Here is an 18,688-nt window from a genome sequence, read left to right on the forward strand (position 1 = left end):
GACCTGAATCACTTACTTCATTACCATTAAAAAGTTCTAACCTTTAGAATTTAGGTAAGCGTCTAGATGAATACAGCCCGCTAAAGAGGCCGATCTACAGTGCTCAAATCCCCCCTAATATTGAGAGAAGTTTAAGGAAATAACATGTCTGAGATGCGCACCCTTGGTGAGTTCATTGTTGAAAAACAGAGTGACTTCCCCCATGCAAGCGGTGATCTATCATCCCTTTTGTCGTCTATTCGACTTGCTGCAAAAATTGTTAACCGTGAGATCAACAAAGCTGGCCTAGTCGATATCACTGGCGCAGTGGGTACAGACAACGTGCAAGGCGAAGAGCAGCAAAAGCTAGATCTTTACGCGAACGACAAATTTAAAGCGGCTTTAGAAGCTCGTGACCAAGTTTGTGGTGTGGCAAGTGAAGAAGAAGACGAAGCGGTAGCTTTTAATAAAGAGCTCAACAAAAACGCTAAGTACGTTGTACTAATGGACCCACTTGATGGCTCTACAAACATCGATGTGAATGTATCGGTTGGTACTATCTTTTCTATCTACCGCCGAGTATCTCCAATTGGTACTCCACCAACAGAAGAAGATTTTCTACAACCTGGACACAAGCAAGTTGCTGCGGGTTACGTGATTTACGGCTCTTCAACCATGCTTGTATACACAACAGGCGCTGGTGTAAATGGCTTCACCTACGACCCATCATTGGGTACCTTCCTTCTGTCTCATGAAAACATGATGGTTCCAGACGAAGGTAAGATTTACTCAATCAACGAAGGTAACTACATCCGCTTCCCTACGGGTGTTAAGAAGTACATCAAGTACTGCCAAGAAAATGAGCCAAGCGACAACCGCCCTTACACATCACGTTACATCGGTTCTCTAGTATCAGATTTCCACCGTAACCTGCTAAAAGGCGGTATCTACTTGTACCCAAGCACACACAGCCACCCTCAAGGTAAACTGCGTCTGCTTTACGAGTGCAACCCAATTGCTTTCCTTATGGAACAAGCGGGTGGTATTGCTTCAGATGGTACTCAACGCATCATGGACATCAAACCAACTGAGCTACACCAACGTGTTCCTTTCTTTGTTGGTTCAACAGACATGGTTCATAAAGTCGAAGAGTTTCTTAAGCAAAACCCAGAATAAAAGCTTAACGCCTTAAAGTTAGCTGCATTAAAAAAGCCAGTACTATGAGAAGTATTGGCTTTTTACTTTCTATGAGAGCACTACTTCCCACCGCTACTCGAACTCAAATTTGTATAGCAGGTCAACCGCACTGTCTAAACCAGACACAGCTTCAATATAGAGATCCTGCATCAATCGATAACGAACGGTAAACTCACCCAACGAATTGAAGATACCTACGCCATACTTGACCTGTAATCCAGGCAGAATGTAGCCACTGACCGTCACTTGTGAATCATCACCGGAACCCGCAGTATCCAGTTGCAAATCCTGTACGCCAAACGCCTCACCAATTTCACCGACCACCTTACCGCTCTTAGCTAGGCTCAAACCGATTAGGGTAGTTGTCATTGAGCCGCTCGATTCGCCATCAATATCTTGGCCACGCAAAATATAGGACAGTGCGTTCGCTTGCGGCATCGCTGGGTCGGAATAAATTTCGATGGTTGGCTCTGTCGCAGGGCCCGTCACTCGGATCCCTGCTGTTACATCATCTTGAGTATTATCTGGGTTACGTACCGCATTTATTGCCACGTATGGCTGATCGGCGGGGCCATTCATCAAAATTTTACCTTCTTCAATCAGCAGGTCTTGCCCGAATGATTGATAGGTACCATCTACGATATTCACTTCACCAGTGATAAATGGACCTTGATCTTTTTGCGTCACATTGAGCTTACCGACTAATTCACCCTCAAGGCCGAAAGCGGAAAGTTTAAAGTCATCACCAATTGATATATTAATATTGGTCACAACATCAAAGGGAACCGCATCCTCATTAACAGGTTCAAGATCTTTATTCAAGATAACCTGATCGGATGACACGCCAACGGCTGACGGTGGTAAGTCTTCAACCACAATCCGCCCCCATGGCAGTGCGATATCACCGGTAATTTTAGCCAGCTCAGGGGTCACTTCAATGGTCATATCAGGTACAACCTTCACCTTGACCATAGGCGGAATCTCAACCATTAGTTCATCAGCAAAGATTCGGACGTTTGAGTGCCATGCTTGAAGATCCTGCCAATCTCCAGCCCCCTCAAGATCGAGATGACCATCCGGGGTCTCAATATCGGCATCCAATTTGGCGCTATAGCCATCAAAGTCGACCACAATACGACCATCATTAATATCGACAGGCGTGACATCACCTTTGACTTGCACTCCATCGACAGAGAACTGACCAAAGACTTGAGGGTGCATTAGAGAGCCTTGTACTTTTAAGTCACTCTCCAGCTGTGCTTTCAACAAACTATACTCGCCTAAAATGGGCTCTAAGAAGTCGAGGTGGAAGGTGGTCAATTGAATCGCCGCATCGATCATTCTATCTTCGGCAAGAATATCAGGTAACGCCACCGTACCCGATAAATCACCGTTTTCAGTCACGTCTAACGTAAAGTCAGCATTGAGTTGGTTGTCCTTGAGCTGGGCATTTAATACAACACTCTCCCAACCGAGTGTGATGGGTTCTCCAACTTGTTGCACAACCTGCCCTTTCGGCATGTCGAGACTGACCGTAACCTCAGGCTCTCCTTGCTCCGACCATTTGGCCTCAGCCGTCGCATTTACTATGCCTTGCAGCTGCGTTTCATTAGGTAAGAAGGTCTTAATCTGTTCAAAATCGAACTGATTGATCGACAGTTTGGCAGCACCTGACTGCCCGGCACGAACGTCTTCATCCAAGCACACGCTCGAACCCGCTTGCTGCCAACAATGCGCTTGTACATCGGCAAGCTGCTTATCAACATCAGCCTTAATCGCGACCGGTTGATTCAATTGCCAAGGCCCCTGCTCGGTGGTTATTTTGACTCGATCTAACGATCCATCCCAAATGATAGAAGGGGTTTGAATCAACTCACCAGAAATTGCCAAGCTAGCAGACACTATGTCGGAGATTACATCCAGGGTCACGGTGTGTTGCTTCTCGCCACCATTGACCGTTAAGTCGATGCTTTGCACGCTCTGATCTTGGTAGGTTAGATTGTTGGCCTTTAATACTAAATCCGCTTGAGGCTTGGGTAGTGGCACCACAGAACCATTGAGCGACAAGGATTCGAGTGTCGCCTCGTTGTTCCAATCGATGTTATCTACATTTAAAGCGATAGCGACTTCGGGCTCTTTTGAAGGGCCACTAAGCTGGATATTACCCATCACTGCGCCTTTCAGTTGAGGAATACTTTTCACAAGCTCCGGGAAATGAATCACTACCCCCATATCCCATTGCTTATCCAGCTCTCCCTGCGCTTCAATCGAGTTGACGCCATGGGCGAGGCTCAAGCCGCTGGTTTTAAGTTGAGGCTCACCAGTTGCGCTGCGGTCAGACGCTGACAACTGACCTTGGACATCCAGAGGATACTCACGCAAGATCCCTTCAATATCTAGCTTAGGTAACTCAATCGCCCAACCCCCTGCTTCCGTCAATTCACCAGTGGTGATTAGACTACCACTAATTTTTCCTTCCGCTTCTGGCCACTGCAGCCCCGGCTGAATGTCTTGCAGCGCAACCTCAGCCTGCCAATTGACTAGATTTTTCCAATTCACTTTAACCACACCATTCAGTTTGCCACCTAAGGTGCTCAGTGCTAGACGCTCTAGTTCGATTTGCTCAGTGGTACCTTTACCCTGCAGGTCGATGGCTAACTCTGGGATTTCCTTACCATCGGCTTCACCTTTAAGTAGAACATTGAAACCGTCTAGTGAGCCATCGGCTTGGAATTGCTCAATGGTCGCTTGGTAATCGCTTTTTCCTGTAAGAGGCCATTGAACTTGCCCTTGCTCTAAAAGAAGGTCAAAGGGTAGCGCCGGCTCTAAGGGTTGGATCTCTCCAGACAGTTTTGCCTCGATCAATTCAGAGAATTGAGAATCCAACTGCAGCTTAGCCACGCTACCTTGCGCTTTCAGCGACAATGCCTGACCTGCGAGATCGGTTTCTTTCACTTGTGCATCTAAAGTCAACTGCAGCGGGTAGCCGTCTTTGAGCTCAACCTGAGCCGCGAGGTTAGCGCTTGCTTGTGGCATATCGAGCTCTAGCGTCGACACATCAACCGCATGCTGACCCACACGAGCCTCCAATCCAAGGTGGTGAACAACGACCGGGGTTTCTTGCTCTAAGGTGAAACGATTGAGATCGAAACGCTCTAGTACAATCTGTAAAGGGATCCAGACTTCAGGCAGCTCTATTGCAGTATTAGTAACAGGCTCTGGCTCTACAGTGTCTGATGGCGGCTCTTCAATGGACTCAGCGAGTTTCACCTTAAGATCATTGAACAAGGTGGGTGATACCGTCAGTTGTTCTCCTTGCATACTTAGAGCGCTAGAGAACAGACTCCATTCAATTTCATGCCCCAAGATATTCAGTTTAATATCAGACAAGGCAATGCGATTGATCACGATAGGCAGCGGTGTTTTTACCGAGGTTACTGGCGGGGTCGGCTCTACACCTTCTGGAGAGGCGGCTGGTAATTCAGTAAACGCCAATTCCAAACCATGGATCGCAATGCGATCGACACACAGCTTAGGATCGAGCAAGCAGCGCGGGTTGATGGCTAATGCTAATTTTTCAACCTTAGTATCGATATGAAGAGCATCGTCTTTAAATTGAACATTATTGAGCGTAAAGCTTGGCAACAGAGCCCCTGTGGTGCTTTCTACTTTCAGCTGTGGCAAGGCTTTTTCTGCGCCCCACAGCACAGTGTTCAGTCCAAGGTTAGTGAATAAAACAAACCCCAACAGTGCTATCAATAGCAATAGAATCGACGTCAGAGATATCGATGTCCATTTAATGCACTTACCCATCACTTTGATCATAACTCAGGCCCTAAACTAAAGTGTAATTGGAACTCATCACCTTTGGCCGCATCGAGCCCCCAAGCAAAGTCTAAACTGACTGGCCCCACTGGCGAGGCCCAGCGAACCCCAACCCCGGTACCATGCTTCCATTCGGGCGTATCATTAAATGCATCACCGATATCATAGAACGCCGCCCCCCACCAATTCCCAACCACACGGTATTGGTATTCAAATGAACTGGTTGCCATGTATTTTGCCCCCGTGAGTGCGCCACTTTTATCTCGAGGAGAAATAGACTCATAGCCATAACCGCGAATGCTGTTATCACCACCGGCAAAAAACCTTAACGAAGGGGACAACTTATCAAACTCATCAGCAAAGTTACCGCCAAATTGCAGTCGAGTTAATCCTCGATGGTTATCACCAATGCTGCGAATCCACGCCGTTTGTCCTTGAAAGCGCACAACCTTGGTCTCAGATAGCAAGCTCTCGTCCCCCGCTTCCACCATGATGCTCTGTTTATCGCCCCACATCGGCATCGAGCCGCCACGCGTCCGAGTTCGAGAAAAAGAGACGCCCGGCAATACAAACTGTGCTAAATCGTCTTGTAGACCTTGCTCATAGTTTTCAATCAGGTAACGAATGAATACCGTTCGTTGCCAGCCATTATCAAGGCGCCAATATCTTTCTAAGGCCAAGTTAGACTCCAAACTCTTGGTATCTCGGTTATCCAATTTTTTCATGCCGTATTTCAGTTGGTAGTAGTCATTCTGCACGTCGTCCAATGGAATTTTATAGCTTGCAGTGATGGTCTGCTCAGGCTTGGAAATCGACAAACTACTATCAAAGCTATGCCCTCGTTCATTAACCCAAGGTTTGTTCCATTTTAATGTACCTTTAACACCGAGGTCAGTGGAAACACCGATACCGGTCTCAATTTGGTTGCGTGCTTGCGGGGTAAGGCTGACCTTCATCGGGATTTCTCGTCCTTCGCCCAATTGACTTAAGTCGGGTTCAACAAACACAGAAGAGAACCAATCGGTATTAGACAAGTTTTGGTTGTACTCCCCCACCTTGGCAATCGAATACGGTTCACCGTCTTCAAAAGGCTTGAGTGATTGAACCTTATCTTCTTCAATCTGACTTCCAGAAACCTGAGTGCTACCAAAGTGATAACGAATACCACTGCTGTAATGCAGGCGAACATAAGCACGATTTAGTTCGGGCGCGACTTCTAGCTTACTGAGTTCATAAGCACCGTCGAAATAGCCTTTTGCCAATCCAAGGTTACGCATCGATGATTTCAATGCATCATAGTTACCATGGTTGAGAATCGAACCTTTCGACAACTGACTCCGAGCAATCAACGCCAAAAAATCAGGATCATCTTTGGCTTCGCCGCTCACAACAATATCGGAAGCATAAATAATCACAGGCGCGCCCGGTTCAACCACAACGGTCAATTCGGTATTGTCTTCAGAGTGGGAAAAGGTGATACGAGGTTGGTAGTAACCCAACGCATTGATGGCTTCCTGGATCATCGATTCCAAGCGAGATTGAAACCTTAGTGAAACGGCATATTCTTCTTCAGGAATCGCACTCAGATAAGCCTCAACATTATCCTCAAGCGCCCCATTAAGCCCTTTAATTTCAAGGGAAACCTCAGCGAAAGCGAGCGTAGATGACAATAGAGTGCCAATCAGAACTGGTAAAGTTTTTCTTATCATGCTTAATTGGGGAAGAAGTTATCAATACGTTAAGAAGTAAAAAGAAATCATACCGCTAAAAAGAGACTGAGTCTGTAATAAATCCTGCAATAACACGGTTTCATTTAAAGACGAAGTAAACAGAATTAAGCGCGGTAAACGTATGCAAAAAGGAATATAACATGCTAAACAAACAACAACAGGTTTCCGCAGCAACCGCATTACCGGGGAATGCCGAACCAATCCAAATAACTGAGCGCCATTTCGTTAATCAAACGAACTTACTCGATGAGCCGACAGGCTCCCAGCAACAAGTCCTGCTGGGCATGGGATGCTTCTGGGGAGCGGAGCGGTTGCTTTGGCAATTGGAGGGGGTGATTTCCACATCCGTTGGCTATTCAGGCGGATATACCGTCAACCCCAGTTACGAACAGGTATGCACTGGACAAACTGGCCATACCGAAGTCGTTCGCGTCCTTTTTGATAGCGAGCAAACCTCTTTAGTTCGCATTCTTGAAACCTTTTGGGAGCGTCATGATCCGACGCAAGGCATGCGTCAAGGTAACGATTTAGGTACTCAGTATCGCTCTGCTATCTACACCTTTAGTGAACAGCAACAGGCCATTGCTGAGCAGTCTAAACGTGAATACCAGCAAGCAATAACCGAATCGTTAGGGAGTGAGATCACAACAGAAGTTCTCCCTGCAGGAAAATATTTTTTTGCAGAAACCTACCACCAGCAATACCTGGCGAAAAATCCTAACGGCTATTGTGGGTTAGGTGGTACCGGAGTCTGCTTTCCGCCACAATAAAACTGGCTAGAGATACAAACCAGAACCATCAAAATGGGCTTCCACTAGGAAGCCCATTTCATTATTCATTTATTTGACGCAGACGACTCGACAATGGTCTTTTACATCGGCAGTGCTGCAATCGTACCGTTAACTTCTTTATAAATGGTCAGTTTTTGTTTGTCTGAAACTTCAGGAAGTAGCACCTTGCCTTGGTCAAAATGAAACTCTCCGACACCTTCAATAGCAAACTGCCCTTTGAATAGGACTTTAACGAAACGCGCCACCTGATGGGGACGGTAAGTAGAAAATTCTCTTAACATAACACAACCTCAATTCCATTTGAGTACAACAGCTATAAGCCAGAAAGAAGCTTGTTCAAAGCACATTCAGAGCTAATCCCTTAAGCTAACAGCAAGATAATCCGATTTTTATCTTATAACGCCCAATTATACCCTTTGATAACAAGCATGCAACTTATTTCAAAGCGGTACAATAAAAACTTAACCAGGCATTTTTTTAATTTCCTATTATAATTGCTGTGCAAACCAATAAGCGGAACAAAAATATAATGAAAAACAAAACTCTACTGGCTTTTTTAGCCGCAGCCTCTCCACTATTCGCCAATGCTCACAATCTATCACTGGGCTCAACTGTGCCTGCCGTCGATATCAGCAGCTATGGGGAAATTGTTCTAAACGACAACAAGACCGAATATCAAGCTTGGACAACCAATGATCTTCTCGGCAAGGTTCGGGTCATTCAAGCCATCGCTGGTCGCAGTAAAGCTAAAGCGCTGAATGCCCCACTGATGACCGCCATTACAGCGTCAGATTTCTCAGAAGACAGCTACCAAACGACGACCATCATCAACCAAAATGATGCGGTTTGGGGTACAGGGTCTTTTGTCAAATCGTCAGCAGAAAGCAGCAAAGAAGAATTTCCATGGTCTTCAATGGTGCTTGATGAAAATGGTGCTGTCGCCTCATCATGGGATCTGAAAGAAAAAAGCTCAGCGATTATCGTACAAGACAAACAAGGTAAAATTTTGTTTGTCCAAGAAGGCGAATTAACCGAGTCAGAAATCAATCAAGTCATTGAGCTGATTAAAGCGAGTATTTAATCAGCTATTTACATCTTTTTTGAGATCAAACCAAAGGATATTGTTATAATATAACAATATCCTTTTTATTCTGTGGTTAATCATCATGTGGCAAAACATTGTAGAACGTAGAACACAAATATGCTTTTTGTTTAAGTTCAGAGTTAGCCCACTCTCAGCAAGCACGGAATAGATAGCGCGACCTTTTTCATTAACCTTTATTCAGGAAAAAACATGAAACCTTCTATTTTAGCCGTTGTTATCGGCATGACAGTCTCTACTAATGTTTTAGCTAACGAAGAATTCCGTTCTCATAGCGCACACGTACACGGTGAAGTTGAAGTAAACATCGCTCAAGATGGGCAAGAACTGCTGGTTGAAGTGACAGCTCCGGGCTCGGATGTAGTAGGCTTTGAACATGCTCCAGAAACAGCAGAGCAAAAGAAAGTGTTTGAGCAAGCTATTGCACAATTAAACCAACCTGAAGAGCTGTTCAGTTTCAAAAATGCAAACTGTACGTTGGAATTCAAGTCTGTAACCAACACCTTAGAAGGCGATCATCATGACCATGAAGGCCATGAGCACGATCATGACGAACACAAAGACCATGACCACGCTGAACACGATCATGACGGACACAAAGACCACGACCACGCTGAACACGATCATGACGGACACAAAGACCACGACCACGCTGAACACGATCACCATGATCATGAAGGCCATGATCACTCGGAAGGTGGCCACGGTGAATTTACGGTTGAGTACCATTACCAATGTTCAGACATCGCCAAGCTTGATACCGTCAGCACAGAGTGGTTCTCAAAGTTCAGCAATACAGAAAAAATGACCGTGAACCTGCTCACCGACAATACGCAAACTCAAGAAGTATTTAATGCTGAGCGTACTAGTTTCAGATTCTAATCAGCATTAGATTGAATTAAGCATCGAAAACCAGCCAAGTCATTGAGCACTCACTGACTTGGCTGCAAAAATTGGTATGCTATAGGGAATTAATGTTTCTCATTGTGGTCCAGTAGATACCCCGCTTTAATTATTGGAGCTAGTATGTCTTTTGACAGTTCATCACTTGTGGTCAAACTCGAAAATATCAACTTTCGTTGGAAGCCAGAATTACCCCCAACCCTTAAAATCCCTTCACTGCATATTCAAGCTCAAGAACACCTTTTCATCAAAGGGCCTAGTGGTTGTGGAAAATCAACATTGCTAGGACTGTTGACCGGAATTAATCAAGCCGAGCAAGGTGAAGTTTCTATCCTTGGCCAAGATCTCACTCAGTTAACCCCGCGCCAGAGAGACAAATTCAGAGCTGACCATATCGGTTATATTTTCCAACAGTTTAACCTACTTCCTTACTTGTCAGTAATCGACAACGTGACGCTTCCTTGCCAGTTTTCAAAGATTCGTAAGCAGCAAGTCGATGAAAGCCCAAATAGCCTGCAAGCAACCGCCCAAGAGTTATTACTACGATTAAAGCTACCTCAAGCTCTAATGGATAAGCCGGTGACAGAGTTAAGTATTGGTCAACAACAACGTGTCGCTGCCGCTCGAGCTTTGATCGGTCAACCTAAAATCATTATTGCTGACGAACCAACCTCCGCTTTGGATCATGACAACCGAGAAGCCTTTATTGAACTGTTGTTAGAACAAGCCAATCAAGCGGGCTCCACTCTGATATTTGTCAGCCATGACCCAACACTAGAGAAACTGTTCACTCGAACTATAGATCTCAAAACCGTTAACCAAGCTCAGGTTGTCGTATGAAAGTAATTACTCACTTAGCCCTAAAAAGTGTGCTCAATCGTAAAGCCACCGCCATTTTAACCATTCTCACCGTGGCGGTATCAGTCATTCTCTTGCTCGGCGTTGAACGCGTTAGAACCGAAGCCAAGAACAGCTTTGCCAATACGATTTCAGGTACCGACCTGATTGTCGGCGGACGCTCTGGCCAAGTAAACCTACTGCTGTATTCGGTATTCAGAATCGGTAATGCAACCAACAACATCGATTGGAAAAGCTATCAAGAGTTTAGCCAACATAACGCAGTAAAGTGGGCGATCCCTATCTCATTGGGTGACTCTCACAAAGGCTTCCGCGTGATGGGCACCAACCACAGCTACTTTGAAAACTATCGTTACGGAAGTAAGCAACCACTTACTTTTCAGCAAGGTAAAGAGTTTAATGAGCTATTTGATGTGGTGATTGGTGCCGATGTCGCGAAAAAGTTAGATTACAAGATTGGCGATCAAATCATTCTTGCACATGGTATCAGTGATGTGTCGTTCAGCCGTCACGATAACCTGCCCTTCAAGATTGTCGGAATACTCGCACCAACAGGAACGCCAGTAGACAAAACCGTGCATGTGTCATTAGAGGCTATTGAAGCGATTCACGTTGGCTGGGAGTCAGGAGCTAACCTCGGACACACCCCAGATGCTGAAACGTTAAAGACTTTTGATTTCCAACCTAAGCAGATTACCGCAATGATGCTTGGGCTTAACTCGAAAATCCAAACCTTTGCACTGCAACGAGAGATCAACAACTACCGTCAAGAACCTTTGAGTGCGATTATGCCGGGTATTGCGCTTCACGAATTGTGGGGAATGATGGCTGTGGCAGAGCAAGCGCTACTGATTGTTTCAGGGTTTGTTGTTGTCGCCGGTTTATTGGGCATGCTCAGTAGCCTACTGACCAGCTTGCAAGAAAGACGTCGTGAGATGGCGATTCTGCGAGCGATGGGGGCAAGGCCTCGTCATGTGTTTGGCCTACTGATTAGCGAAGCCAGTGCTTTAACCTTTCTTGGTATAACATTAGGCGTTGCGCTCTTGTTTGCCTTGATCGCTGTGGTTGCTCCTATCGTGCAACAAAGCTATGGTATTAATATATCAATATCCGCAATCACAGCCCATGAATGGAAACTGCTCATGTTGGTACAAATTGCCGGAATCATTATCGGCTTTATTCCCGCTTTCAGGGCTTACCGCCAGTCATTGTCTGATGGGATGACGATTCGCATCTAAAATAGGACCCTACCATGCACCGCAAATTTCTACTGATACTTGGGCTACTTCTGTTCCCATTTGTCAGCACCGCTCATGCTAATACGACTCAGAATGACGAGTCAGTATTAACACTCGATTGGATCGACTTGATCCCAGAGGAGGAGCGAGCTCAACTCGACCCATTTGGAATGCCAATGGTTGATCACTCGATAGAAAGCCCACAGCAATCAACCTTGGGGGCTGTACGTCCGGAGCTGAATGGCAGTAAGGTGAAAATACCTGGCTTTGTAATTCCGCTGGAAGGTGATGAAAACATGATCACTGAGTTTCTGTTAGTGCCGTATTTCGGCGCATGTATACACGTGCCACCACCGCCACCGAACCAAATCATCTACGTGAAGTTCCCGCAAGGTGCGCCAATACAGCAATTATGGGATGTGATCTACTTAGTTGGCACGCTGAAAACGGAGTCAATCAGCCACGATCTAGCACAAACAGGCTATCTGATTGAAGGTACCGCAATTGAAGAATATGACGACATGTAGTCATTAGAAGAGGCTCAAGGATGAGCTGCTATTTGCGAAAAAATGACAAGGTTCAACAATAATCAATGACCACGACTATAGGGATAAATTACGCGATATAACCAGACAAGTACACGAGAACACCCACATAAGTCGCCAGTAACAACCCCATACTAAACTGTTTCTTCCGTTTGCTATCATTGACTTGCTTCATAATACTCCTCCTAAATCGCAACTAATTTAACATCTTGTTATCATTAACAGAAGTGAAATTTTGTTGGTGTCTTCAAGTCTGTACGCAAAACCTAGCCACCAATAAGATAAAGAGTTACATTTTAGACAGTTAAGTCGCCTCCTAACGGTACTCTTATGTCAGAAACTAAACAGCCAGTGATCATTGAGCATGCTAGCGATACGCAGCATAAGCATGAGAAAAAGCTTCATATTGCCGATAGCGCAAGCAGGATGCGGCACATCGCACAAAGCTTCGGCTTAGACGCCTTGATCAGCCATAGTAAAAAGACCGCAGATAACGCTGAAAGTACACTTATCCAACGGGCACTATTACGAGAGAGAAAGCGCAAAGAGTTACGCCAAAGGAACCTAGAACAGATCCTAAAACTGGCGCACTCTTCATGTAAGGATGAGGCGGCTGGCGACCCGGATCAAGACTGGCTATTTCGTTTTTTCGATATGGCACAAGAGATACACAATACATCGATGCAAAGACTTTGGGCTCAGGTGTTAAAAAGAGAAGTCACCAATCCGGGCTCAACCTCGATGAAGGCACTGCAGATCTTGCAAGGTATGACACCCAAAGAAGCGCTCACCCTACAGAGAGCAGCGGCACTGGGCTGCAGTTTTGGTGGCGACAACAGTAGAAAATTATTGCTTGGCTTTAAATCTCATGCCGGGCTATTAAGCTTTGGTAAAAGAGACACCACTAATACCATCAACCTTGGTGGACACAGCTTACCCTACTCTAGCCTGCTCCATTTAATAGAACTCGGGGTTATTTTAGGGACAGAGTTGGAATCCGGAGAGATAGATTTCGATCCCGCCCTGCAATTAACCTATCAAGGCAAAACTATGTCACTGACCCCTTTATCAAAAGGGGTAAAGCTGGTTTATTATCGATTCAGCCCAACAGGCAATGAGCTTTGTACCTTGCTTGGCAATAAACCCAATATACCGTATTACGACCAGTTGATTGCACTATTGAGCCAAAAATTCACGGTGCAGACAGAAGTTAACAGCAGTGTGAACTACACCGTCTAGACACTCGACGGTGCAAAGAACAGACGGTGTAAAAAGTAAAGTGTATTGAGAAGAATAAAGAGAATCTAGAGGGTAGGTTTCTTGTATCGGTAAACCAAAGCTGCACGACTTATCAGTCATGAATAAGCCGATAAGTAAGTGGACAGCCTTAGTCATACCAACGGTCTCAATTAGCTAGAATATTTCGCTTCTCCAAGGCATCAATACACAGTTCGACCAATTCATCGAGTGTCTTCTCACCTGCGGGTAGATCAATCTCAGGGTTCTGAGGCGCTTGGTACACTGAACTAATACCTGTAAAGTTCGGGATTTCTCCTGCGCGGGCTTTCTTATACAGACCTTTAGGATCACGCTGCTCGCAAACCTCTAGCGGAGTGTTAACAAACACCTCCAGAAACTCACCTTCAGGCAATAAATCTCGCACAAGCTGCCTTTCCGCTTGATGCGGAGAAATAAATGCGGACAACACAATTAAGCCCGCGTCAGCCATCAATTTTGCAAGCTCACCAATACGACGGATATTCTCTCGACGATCTTGATCAGAGAAACTAAGGTCGCTACATAATCCGTGACGTACATTGTCACCATCCAATAAGTAAGTATGGTAACCCAACTGCACTAAGCGATTCTCTAATGCGCCAGCGACAGTCGACTTCCCGGAACCCGATAACCCAGTAAACCAGAGTACGGCTGGCTTTTGTGATTTTAGATCAGCGCGAAATGCTTTATCAATCGAGTGCTGATGCCACACAACATTCTCATCTTTTGATTGGCGTACTGCGGTCATAACTAGTCCTTTAAATAAACAGCATTAAAATGGGAAAAAATAAGGTATTAAGGTCAATACCAAGCCCGAATAGACAATCGAGATTGGAATGCCAATGCGTAGATAATCCGTAACGTGGTAATTGCCAACGCTATAAACCAACAGGTTAGTTTGATAACCATAGGGCGAAACAAAACTAGCACTGGCCCCAAACAGAACCGCCATAATGAACGGCATCGGGTCTACGCCATAACCGATAGCCATGCTGTAGCCAATTGGAAACGATAGCGCAGCAGCGGCATTGTTGGTTACCAGCTCAGTTAAAACTAAGGTCATTAAATAGGTTGCGACCAACGCGCCAAACACACCCCAGCCATTAAACGCTTCGATGAACATCAACCCCATACGTTCCGACAACCCTGATGAAATCATCATTTGAGCGATAGAGAGTGCTGATCCCACGATCACCACAATATCAACTGGGAAACGGCGACGAAACTCACCAAGTTGCACCACACCAAATGCGACCAGCAGCAATAAAAAACCTGCCAGCCCTTTGATTAGAGGGACAACATCAGCGATTGCTAGACCAATAACACTGGCAAAGCCAAGTAGTACAAGCGTCGATTTATCGGCATCGAGCTTAGCACTTGAGTCTAAGTCATTCATCAACACAAACTCTTTACTGTGTTGCTGACGCTGCTCCTCAAAGCGCTTACCTGGCACTAAGATTAGTGTGTCACCTGCGGTCAGCGTAATATTCCCTAACCCTCCTTCAAGCCGCTCATGACCACGACGAATCGCCACTACCACCGCATCGAAACGGTCTCTAAACTGGCTAGTTTTCAGGGTTTTATGACAAAAGCTTGCCGATGAACTCACGACGACCTCAACAAAGCGCTGACCATTAAGGTGATGCTGGCCAAACAGGGTTAGCCCTTGGATCTCTTGCAGTGTTGCAACGCTCTCGACATCACCACAAAACAGCAATCGATCACGAGCTTGGAGAATAAAATCAGGGTCAATCGAAGCCGTGGTTTTTCCGTCTCGAATCACTTCGGCTAAAAACAATTTTCTCAATGCTCTAAGATTATTTTCACTGACGCTACGTCCAACCAATGGCGAGCCGGGCTCTACTCTTGCTTCAAGAAAATAAGGCAGATCATCCTGCGATCCATCATCGTAGTTTGGCAAGAAGTAACTCAGAGGGATCAGGATCAATACCCCACCCACTAGCACAGCTAAACCGATCAAGGTTGGCGTAAAAAAGTTCAAGCTAGGTAGCCCTACATCCTCAACAAAGCTATTGATGATCAAATTGGTTGAGGTGCCGATCAAAGTCAATGTACCACCTAAGATGGCCGCGTATGACAAAGGGATAAGCAGTTTAGATGGCGCATGTTGTTGATTACGTTTGATCGCCCCGATCAAAGAAACCACCACTGCCGTGTTATTAGTAAAAGAAGAAAGTAACGCTGTGGAAATACCCAACTTCGCAACCACGGTCCCTAGCCGACCTTCAGAGATATTACGGCTAACCCAACTGATTAAGCGAGTTTTCTCCAACGCACTTGATGCGAGAATAAGAAGAATTAAAGTCAGTAATGAGGAGTTAGTGAAGTTACTGGCTAGGCTCGACAAGTCGATCATCCCTGCCATAAAAGCAATAAACGCCGCGCCAGCAAAAATAAAGCTTGGCTTAATACGGGTAACGAGCAGGCAAGTAATGATGCCGAGCAAAATCGCTAATACAAATCCTTGTTGCCACATATACCCGTCCTTTATGGCGGAAGCAATCGGTTTCCGCCTGATTCAATAAGCGATTACGTAGTCGTTTATGACTTAAGTAGTAGGCTTAAATCTTTGGCATCCCAATGAGGGAAGTGCTTACGAACCAATGCGTTGAACTCAATTTCAAATGCAGAGAAGTTACCAACTTGCTGTTCAACTGAGTCCAAGCGGTCTCGAATCAAACCTGCACCAACCGTTACGTTAGTCAGACGGTCAATAACGATAAAGCCACCGGTATCGGCACTTTCACGGTATTTATCCAGCGCGACTGTCTCATTGAGTGACCATTCACACAAACCAATACCATTCAGTGGCAACTCATCAACTGCGTGAGTAGACAGGTTGTTGATGTCGTACTGGTGACGAACCGTTTCCACCTGACCGACGGTTTTCTTGCCTGCGATCTTGATGTCGTAGGCTTTGCCCGGTTGCAGAGGCTGCTCTGTCATCCACACGATGTCGGCCAATACGTGGTTAGTGGATTCGATCTGTGCGTTTTCCAACACAATCAAATCACCACGGCTGATATCGATCTCATCTTCAAGGGTCAGCGTTACTGCCAAGCCCGCTTGTGCAGATTCCAAATCACCATCAAAAGTCACGATGCGTGCAACCTTAGACGTTTTGCCTGATGGCAGCGCTTTGATTTCATCACCGACACTGACACGGCCAGAAGCCACTGTGCCTGCAAAGCCACGGAAATCTAGATTAGGACGATTCACATACTGCACAGGGAAACGGAATTCACCCGCAGAACGCTTTTGATCAATGTCGACGTTCTCTAAAACTTCGAGTAATGATGGACCTTCAAACCATGCAAGCTCTTCGCTTGGCGCAGCAACGTTGATCCCTTCAAGCGCCGAAACAGGCAAGATCTGAATATTAGTTTCGCCTTCTAGGTTTTCAGCAAACTCTAGGTATTCATCGCGAATCTCTTCAAAACGATCTTGTGAATATTCCACAAGATCCATCTTGTTGACTGCAACGATGAAATGCTTCAAACCAAGCAGGTTAGAAATAAACGAGTGACGACGCGTTTGATCCAGAACGCCCTTACGAGCATCAATCAAGATCACCGCCAGATCACACGTTGAAGCGCCTGTTGCCATGTTGCGCGTGTACTGCTCGTGCCCTGGAGTATCAGCAATAATGAATTTACGTTTTTGCGTCGAGAAGTAGCGGTAAGCTACGTCGATCGTGATGCCTTGCTCACGTTCAGCCTGCAAGCCATCAACAAGCAGTGCCAAGTCAGGCTTCTCACCTGTAGTACCCACTCGTTGGCTATCCGAGTGGACTGCGGCTAGCTGATCTTCATAAATCTGTTTTGTATCATGGAGCAAACGACCGATTAGCGTACTTTTACCGTCATCTACCGAGCCACACGTTAAAAATCTAAGCATAGATTTATGCTGATGCTGACTTAGATAACCTTCAATCCCGAGTTCAGCCAATTCGGCTTCTACTGCACTATTCATTTTTCTTTCCTTAGATTCTTAGAAATAACCTTGGCGCTTTTTCAGTTCCATAGAGCCCGACTGATCATGGTCAATCGCCCGACCTTGACGCTCACTGGACGTCGCCACCAGCATCTCTTCAATGATGCCTGTTAGCGTATTCGCCTCAGATTCAACCGCTCCAGTTAGGGGGTAACAGCCTAAAGTACGAAAACGAACACTTTTCTCTTCAATGACTTCACCTTCTTGCAGCTCCATACGCTCATCATCCACCATGATCAGCATGCCATCACGCTCAACAATCGGACGCTTATCCGAAAGGTAAAGCGGAACAATATCGATGCTCTCTAGATAGATGTATTGCCAAATATCCAGTTCCGTCCAGTTTGATAATGGGAATACACGAATACTTTCACCCTTATTCACCTGACCGTTGTAGGTGTGCCACAATTCTGGACGCTGATTTTTAGGATCCCAGGTGTGGCTTTTATCGCGGAATGAGTAAACACGTTCTTTCGCTCGAGATTTTTCTTCATCACGACGCGCGCCACCGAAAGCCGCATCGAACCCATACTTGTTTAACGCCTGCTTAAGGCCCTGAGTTTTCATGATGTCTGTGTGTTTCGAAGAGCCATGTACGAATGGACTACAACCCATCTCGATACCTTCAGGATTCTTATGTACCAATAGGTCAAAACCGTACTTTTCTGCTGTGCGGTCACGAAACTCAATCATCTCGCGGAATTTCCAGTCCGTATCAACATGCAATAGTGGGAATGGAATCTTGCCTGGGTAAAACGCTTTGCGAGCTAAATGAAGCATCACAGAAGAATCTTTACCGATGGAGTACATCATCACTGGGTTATCAAACTCAGCCGCCACTTCACGGATAATATGAATACTTTCCGCTTCGAGCTGTTTTAGGTGGGTTAAACGTTCTTGGTCCATTTCAGTGCTTCCTTTAAGGCTCGCGTTACGAGCAATTCATTCCTTTGTCTTGCCCAGCAAGGGATTTGACTTATATGGGAGTATTGGCACGAGAAGAAAACAGAAGCTTAGTGTTGAGCTATACTTGCGATTCGTCGGCCTGATACGTCCTTGATATAGGCATTATGACCAGCCTCTCATATTACTGGAAATTCTAAAATTTCATTTTTTATTCGAAAAACTGATAAGGGATTAAATTTATCGATAACCAGATAAAATAGATGTACTAATTTTATTAATATCCATGGCGCATTGATTGACCAGGTTCGAGAGCCATACTGCA

Annotated in this window: 15 protein-coding genes; 8 read left to right on the plus strand and 7 right to left on the minus strand. The window is 45.5% G+C overall.

What is annotated here, in order from left to right; translation table 11 throughout:
• Nucleotides 1–144 precede the first annotated feature (144 nt).
• Nucleotides 145–1,155 carry a class 1 fructose-bisphosphatase gene (gene fbp, locus Q1A70_RS04550; RefSeq protein ID WP_299687486.1) on the plus strand — a complete coding sequence of 337 codons (1,011 nt, stop codon included), beginning with the start codon at nt 145–147 and terminating at the stop codon, nt 1,153–1,155.
• Between the two features lie 93 nt (nt 1,156–1,248).
• Here fbp and Q1A70_RS04555 read toward each other — a convergent pair whose 3' ends face one another.
• Together Q1A70_RS04555 and Q1A70_RS04560 are read right to left on the minus strand one after the other, a co-directional pair.
• Nucleotides 1,249–5,001, minus strand: coding sequence for a translocation/assembly module TamB domain-containing protein (locus Q1A70_RS04555; protein WP_299687483.1), 3,753 nt, complete (start codon nt 4,999–5,001; stop codon nt 1,249–1,251).
• A complete protein-coding gene (locus Q1A70_RS04560; RefSeq protein WP_299687480.1) occupies nt 4,998–6,710 on the minus strand; it encodes an autotransporter assembly complex family protein in 1,713 nt (570 codons plus the stop codon). Before Q1A70_RS04560 ends, Q1A70_RS04555 begins: the two co-directional genes overlap by 4 nt.
• A 161-nt stretch (nt 6,711–6,871) precedes the next feature.
• On the opposite strand from Q1A70_RS04560, the gene msrA reads away from it, so the two are divergent.
• A complete protein-coding gene (msrA, locus tag Q1A70_RS04565; RefSeq protein ID WP_299687478.1) occupies nt 6,872–7,501 on the plus strand; it encodes a peptide-methionine (S)-S-oxide reductase MsrA in 630 nt (209 codons plus the stop codon).
• A 101-nt stretch (nt 7,502–7,602) separates the two neighbouring features.
• On the opposite strand, the gene Q1A70_RS04570 is transcribed toward msrA, so the two are convergent.
• The gene (locus tag Q1A70_RS04570) at nt 7,603–7,803 is read right to left on the minus strand and encodes a DUF1107 family protein (RefSeq protein WP_299687475.1); all 201 of its coding nucleotides are present in this window, start codon (nt 7,801–7,803) and stop codon (nt 7,603–7,605) included.
• A 248-nt stretch (nt 7,804–8,051) separates the two neighbouring features.
• On the opposite strand from Q1A70_RS04570, the gene Q1A70_RS04575 reads away from it, so the two are divergent.
• The 6 genes from Q1A70_RS04575 to Q1A70_RS04600 all read left to right on the plus strand — a co-directional run bounded on the left by Q1A70_RS04575 (nt 8,052) and on the right by Q1A70_RS04600 (nt 13,407).
• On the plus strand, nt 8,052–8,603 hold the full coding sequence (locus Q1A70_RS04575; protein WP_299687472.1) for a YtfJ family protein: 552 nt from the start codon (nt 8,052–8,054) through the stop codon (nt 8,601–8,603).
• A gap of 213 nt (nt 8,604–8,816) precedes the next feature.
• A complete protein-coding gene (locus tag Q1A70_RS04580) occupies nt 8,817–9,506 on the plus strand; it encodes a DUF2796 domain-containing protein (protein WP_299687470.1) in 690 nt (229 codons plus the stop codon).
• 144 nt (nt 9,507–9,650) lie between these two features.
• Nucleotides 9,651–10,367, plus strand: coding sequence for an ABC transporter ATP-binding protein (locus Q1A70_RS04585; RefSeq protein ID WP_299687467.1), 717 nt, complete (start codon nt 9,651–9,653; stop codon nt 10,365–10,367).
• Nucleotides 10,364–11,623 carry an ABC transporter permease gene (locus Q1A70_RS04590; protein ID WP_299687464.1) on the plus strand — a complete coding sequence of 420 codons (1,260 nt, stop codon included), beginning with the start codon at nt 10,364–10,366 and terminating at the stop codon, nt 11,621–11,623. Before Q1A70_RS04585 ends, Q1A70_RS04590 begins: the two co-directional genes overlap by 4 nt.
• Nucleotides 11,624–11,637: 14 nt before the next feature.
• Nucleotides 11,638–12,150 carry a DUF3299 domain-containing protein gene (locus Q1A70_RS04595; RefSeq protein ID WP_299687461.1) on the plus strand — a complete coding sequence of 171 codons (513 nt, stop codon included), beginning with the start codon at nt 11,638–11,640 and terminating at the stop codon, nt 12,148–12,150.
• Between the two features lie 348 nt (nt 12,151–12,498).
• Nucleotides 12,499–13,407 carry a TIGR03899 family protein gene (locus tag Q1A70_RS04600; RefSeq protein WP_299687458.1) on the plus strand — a complete coding sequence of 303 codons (909 nt, stop codon included), beginning with the start codon at nt 12,499–12,501 and terminating at the stop codon, nt 13,405–13,407.
• A 166-nt stretch (nt 13,408–13,573) separates the two neighbouring features.
• On the opposite strand, the gene cysC is transcribed toward Q1A70_RS04600, so the two are convergent.
• The 4 genes from cysC to cysD form a co-directional block, all read right to left on the minus strand.
• Entirely contained in the window at nt 13,574–14,194 is a 621-nt protein-coding gene (gene cysC / locus Q1A70_RS04605; RefSeq protein WP_299687455.1) for an adenylyl-sulfate kinase, read from the minus strand.
• A 24-nt stretch (nt 14,195–14,218) separates the two neighbouring features.
• Nucleotides 14,219–15,943, minus strand: a complete 1,725-nt coding sequence (locus Q1A70_RS04610) for an SLC13 family permease (protein ID WP_299687452.1) — start codon at nt 15,941–15,943, stop codon at nt 14,219–14,221.
• Nucleotides 15,944–16,008: 65 nt separating this feature from the next.
• Nucleotides 16,009–17,439 (minus strand): sulfate adenylyltransferase subunit CysN, encoded by a 1,431-nt coding sequence (gene cysN / locus Q1A70_RS04615; RefSeq protein WP_299687450.1) that lies wholly within the window; start codon nt 17,437–17,439, stop codon nt 16,009–16,011.
• 18 nt (nt 17,440–17,457) lie between these two features.
• A complete protein-coding gene (cysD, locus tag Q1A70_RS04620) occupies nt 17,458–18,402 on the minus strand; it encodes a sulfate adenylyltransferase subunit CysD (RefSeq protein ID WP_299687601.1) in 945 nt (314 codons plus the stop codon).
• Nucleotides 18,403–18,688 lie beyond the last annotated feature (286 nt).

The sequence above is a fragment of the uncultured Vibrio sp. genome (assembly GCF_947488985.1).
GTDB lineage: Bacteria > Pseudomonadota > Gammaproteobacteria > Enterobacterales > Vibrionaceae > Vibrio.

Coding starts and splice junctions, on each gene's coding strand:
- fbp (WP_299687486.1), top strand. CDS start 145: ATGTCTGAGATGCGCACCCTTGGTGAGTTCATTGTTGAAAAACAGAGT.
- Q1A70_RS04555 (WP_299687483.1), bottom strand. CDS start 5,001: ATGATCAAAGTGATGGGTAAGTGCATTAAATGGACATCGATATCTCTG.
- Q1A70_RS04560 (WP_299687480.1), bottom strand. CDS start 6,710: ATGATAAGAAAAACTTTACCAGTTCTGATTGGCACTCTATTGTCATCT.
- msrA (WP_299687478.1), top strand. CDS start 6,872: ATGCTAAACAAACAACAACAGGTTTCCGCAGCAACCGCATTACCGGGG.
- Q1A70_RS04570 (WP_299687475.1), bottom strand. CDS start 7,803: ATGTTAAGAGAATTTTCTACTTACCGTCCCCATCAGGTGGCGCGTTTC.
- Q1A70_RS04575 (WP_299687472.1), top strand. CDS start 8,052: ATGAAAAACAAAACTCTACTGGCTTTTTTAGCCGCAGCCTCTCCACTA.
- Q1A70_RS04580 (WP_299687470.1), top strand. CDS start 8,817: ATGAAACCTTCTATTTTAGCCGTTGTTATCGGCATGACAGTCTCTACT.
- Q1A70_RS04585 (WP_299687467.1), top strand. CDS start 9,651: ATGTCTTTTGACAGTTCATCACTTGTGGTCAAACTCGAAAATATCAAC.
- Q1A70_RS04590 (WP_299687464.1), top strand. CDS start 10,364: ATGAAAGTAATTACTCACTTAGCCCTAAAAAGTGTGCTCAATCGTAAA.
- Q1A70_RS04595 (WP_299687461.1), top strand. CDS start 11,638: ATGCACCGCAAATTTCTACTGATACTTGGGCTACTTCTGTTCCCATTT.
- Q1A70_RS04600 (WP_299687458.1), top strand. CDS start 12,499: ATGTCAGAAACTAAACAGCCAGTGATCATTGAGCATGCTAGCGATACG.
- cysC (WP_299687455.1), bottom strand. CDS start 14,194: ATGACCGCAGTACGCCAATCAAAAGATGAGAATGTTGTGTGGCATCAG.
- Q1A70_RS04610 (WP_299687452.1), bottom strand. CDS start 15,943: ATGTGGCAACAAGGATTTGTATTAGCGATTTTGCTCGGCATCATTACT.
- cysN (WP_299687450.1), bottom strand. CDS start 17,439: ATGAATAGTGCAGTAGAAGCCGAATTGGCTGAACTCGGGATTGAAGGT.